Genomic DNA, 3,293 nt, shown 5'->3' on the forward strand with positions numbered 1-3,293 from the left:
GTTGCGACTTTATGATTATATCACAAACAATTCTAGGGGGAAACGACCTCGAAGAGGGAGTTTTGAGATGAGTGTAACGAATCTCAATAACCTAAGGGGGGCTACTACGACCCCCCCTTAGGTGCCGAATGCCAAATTTAGCAAAAAACAGGCTCAATCCCTTGTGTATCAACGGTTTTCGCTCACGGACACTCACGGACACTTCACGGACACTTCACGGACACTTTTTGGAAAAATTTGACTTTTTGTGTGTTTAGTGGTACAGTAAATACACAAAAATAAAATTTGGAGGTACTTATGTCGGAGAATAAAAAAAGATTGCAAATTACTCTTACAGATGAGCAATTTAAAATCTTAGAAAGTCTTGCTAAAGAAAAAGGATTTACTAAATCTGCGGTTATTGCTTTAGCATTGGAAACGTACAATGAAAAAAAATAAAGAAAGGGTACAAAAAAAGCCGTTGCTGGCGGGCGAACGGGCGTGTTTTTGTATAATGATTGTATCATATGACAAGTGAAAATTCAACAAAAATAACGGATGAAGTAATTGAGAAAGCTATTATTGGAACTTCCAAGGCTCAAAATTTTACGTTTTTGATTTATCCTGATTCAGCCCCAGAAAATTGGAAAGAGCTATTAGAGGAATTAGGACAGCCGATAGCGATTAGTCCTCTGCATGATATGGATAAAGCCGAACTGGGAGGGTTTAAGAAAAGTCATAATCATTGTATTTATCGAGCGAATAACAATGTAACTGCGGATTCTGTAAGGAAAAAGATACAAAGAAAACTTGGGGTTAAAGCTGTTGCTAAAGTCCAGATAGTGGATAATATACAAAATATGTATTTGTATCTTACTCACGAATCCAAAGATGCTGTTGCTAAAAACAAACACGTTTATGACAAGAAAGATATTGTTTTACTTAACAATTTTGATATTGAACGTTATATTGTTTTTGATGTTGAAGAACTGAGTGAGAAATTCGACATTATTTGCGATATTATTTTGGATAATCAATTAGCTAACATGGTTCAGCTCATGGCATTTCTTAAAGAAAATGGCTCTGAGCATGGTTTTACAAATCGTCGTTTAATTCGTAAAGTTGTTGAGAACAGGACGGGATTGCTTAGACTGTTTTTCGATGGTGTATATCAAGAGCAACGAAATAAAATTGAACGTGAAAAAGCTCTTGCGGAACAAAGACTTCTTGAAATACCAGTCGTTAGAAGTTGCAAGAAAAGTTCCTATCCGCCGTCAGAGCGTGGCAAGTGTGTTGATGAGTGTCATTGTTATGACGATAATAGCGATATTGATAAAGCTTGATATTTTTGAAAACAAATTGCTAGGGTATTTACTGCCTTGGCAATTTTTTATTCTCCTCCAGGTCTATCAAAAAAACAGTTTTTTTCTCTGACAAGCCTAGCTTATGAAATCAATTTTTGACCCTTTCTTTTGGCTCTATACGAGCCTTTTTCTATTTCCCCCTGCAAAGTCTAGTGTCACATCTTTTGAGAACTTAGAATTGCTCGGTCAGTGTTTTGACTTGCATAGGTCAAATAGCTATTAGTCTTGCAGGCAAGAAAAAATCAGTTCGCCTTTGGAAAGGTGGATGGCTTTGACGATGAACGTCCTCTGGCTTGTGGTGAGGTTTTCTTGTTGCAGCTATAGCAAGACAAGAAAACCGTAACGCAAGAGTGACGAGGAAAAGACAGACAGCAACCCAAATGGCTCTGATATTTTTCTTGTCTAGCAAGTCTTAGCTAGAGACCGTGCAAGATCCAAAACCGACCATAGCAAATCTTGTTACAAAAGTGTAGACAATAGACTTGAAAGGGTGGTTATAAAATACTCGTATTATGCAAAATGAAAGTGTCAACAAATTCAATCATATCAAGGGTTTACGAGAAAAAGGACGGTCTTTTTTTGAAGGTCATGAGGTGGTATAATAATGCCAAGGCAGTAAAAAACGGCACTTTGCTTTGAGAAAGATACCGCTTCGAAATGTTGCAAATATAGTTTAATCAAGATAAATCATCCTGTCAATCCTTGATTTTTCGAAGAAGGTTTTCTGCATCGTTGTCGTTCTGCCGAATTTTTTAGAAAGACCTGCGAAAGGGCAGGAAAGGAAAATGATTATGGCAATTAGACCATCGCAAGCAGTAGCTCCAAAATTTGGAGAGTTGGCAAACGTAAAATGTATTAGTGAATTTATTGATAATCCAGTTTACGAGAATAACAAGCGAACAGGAACAAACGGTGTTAAAGCTGATTTCTTAGTCATGAGTGGCGAGTTAACAGGTTTTGTTTTTACAGCAAAATTTGAACGACTTCCAGCGGTTGAGTTAATGCAAGATTATCGTATGAGTTTTGATACTGAAAAATCAACGGTTTATGTCCAAAATGGTCAGCTAGGTTTGTCATTATGGGCAAATGGTCTTGAACCTTTGAAGAAACAACAATGATTGTTTTAGTTCATGGAAATTCAATAATCAACTTGATGGGACAAGCAGAGGGTTTTGAACCTGTTCTGTATACTCTTGATGAACTTCAAAATACATCTTTTCAATCTGCTCTGGACAGTCATTCTCAAGCTGAACCAGTGGCTTATACTGAGAAGATGACCCCGTTATATTTTGGATTTCGTAAACGTGACGACAAAGGGAAATATAGAGTTTATCCGAAAGAGGTAGCTGAGAAGTTATCTAAAGGCTCAAAATAGCCCTTCTCGTCTCGAAGAGACATTTGTGGGGGAATTATACCGCCTGTCGGTATAAGGGGGCTAAAAGCCCCTCTTTTTGTCTCTACGCACGAGTTAGCACAAAAGCATGAAAAAGACCATGACATTTATGTCCTTGACTAACCTCTCCTCGGGGGCACGAAGTGGACCGCCCCCGAAATCCTATCAGCCAAAAAACGATGTGTTATTTCTTGTTACGTGACAAAATCAGCCTTGTATGTTAGACTAAAAGTGCTTAAAAGTTCGGTTAAGTTAAGCGTGAAGAAAAACACCCAAGGTTGCAGCCAAGGGTGTTTTTTTGTGCTTGCTCAAGGCACGCAGGCTAAGTTATTTGTCGCATTTGTTTCGCCACTTGCGGATTAGCCATTCCGCAATCAGTTCTGCAACGACGCTGACCAGCAACGGTAGCAAAACAAGTTCGGTTAAGAATTGTAGCATGAAGTCTCACCTCCTTAGCAGTTGCAAACTGCACGCTAACTGGGTGTTGCGACTTTATGATTATATCACAAACAATTCTAGGGGGAAACGACCTCGAAGAGGGAGTTTTGAGATGAGTG

General features: G+C 38.5%; 4 protein-coding genes. All 4 read left to right on the forward strand.

The window, feature by feature from the left end:
- The first annotated feature begins 297 nt into the window (after positions 1 to 297).
- The 4 genes from SST62_RS0104055 (at position 298) to SST62_RS0104075 (ending at position 2,718) form a co-directional block, all read left to right on the forward strand.
- Positions 298 to 438, forward strand: a complete 141-nt coding sequence (locus SST62_RS0104055) for a CopG family transcriptional regulator (protein WP_029693283.1) — start codon at positions 298 to 300, stop codon at positions 436 to 438.
- A 68-nt stretch (positions 439 to 506) separates the two neighbouring features.
- A complete protein-coding gene (locus tag SST62_RS0104065) occupies positions 507 to 1,322 on the forward strand; it encodes a replication protein (protein WP_079267422.1) in 816 nt (271 codons plus the stop codon).
- Between the two features lie 812 nt (positions 1,323 to 2,134).
- Positions 2,135 to 2,461: a hypothetical protein gene (locus SST62_RS0104070; protein ID WP_029186391.1), complete on the forward strand. Its 327-nt coding sequence runs from the start codon at positions 2,135 to 2,137 to the stop codon at positions 2,459 to 2,461.
- A complete protein-coding gene (locus SST62_RS0104075; RefSeq protein ID WP_029186392.1) occupies positions 2,458 to 2,718 on the forward strand; it encodes a hypothetical protein in 261 nt (86 codons plus the stop codon). Before SST62_RS0104070 ends, SST62_RS0104075 begins: the two co-directional genes overlap by 4 nt.
- Positions 2,719 to 3,293 lie beyond the last annotated feature (575 nt).

The organism is Streptococcus suis YS56 (assembly GCF_000440115.1).
Classification (GTDB): Bacteria; Bacillota; Bacilli; order Lactobacillales; family Streptococcaceae; genus Streptococcus; species Streptococcus suis_L.

What these genes read in the sequence shown, in the direction of transcription:
- SST62_RS0104065 (WP_079267422.1), top strand. Translation starts at nt 507, where the DNA reads ATGACAAGTGAAAATTCAACAAAAATAACGGATGAAGTAATTGAGAAA.
- SST62_RS0104075 (WP_029186392.1), top strand. Translation starts at nt 2,458, where the DNA reads ATGATTGTTTTAGTTCATGGAAATTCAATAATCAACTTGATGGGACAA.
- SST62_RS0104070 (WP_029186391.1), top strand. Translation starts at nt 2,135, where the DNA reads ATGGCAATTAGACCATCGCAAGCAGTAGCTCCAAAATTTGGAGAGTTG.
- SST62_RS0104055 (WP_029693283.1), top strand. Translation starts at nt 298, where the DNA reads ATGTCGGAGAATAAAAAAAGATTGCAAATTACTCTTACAGATGAGCAA.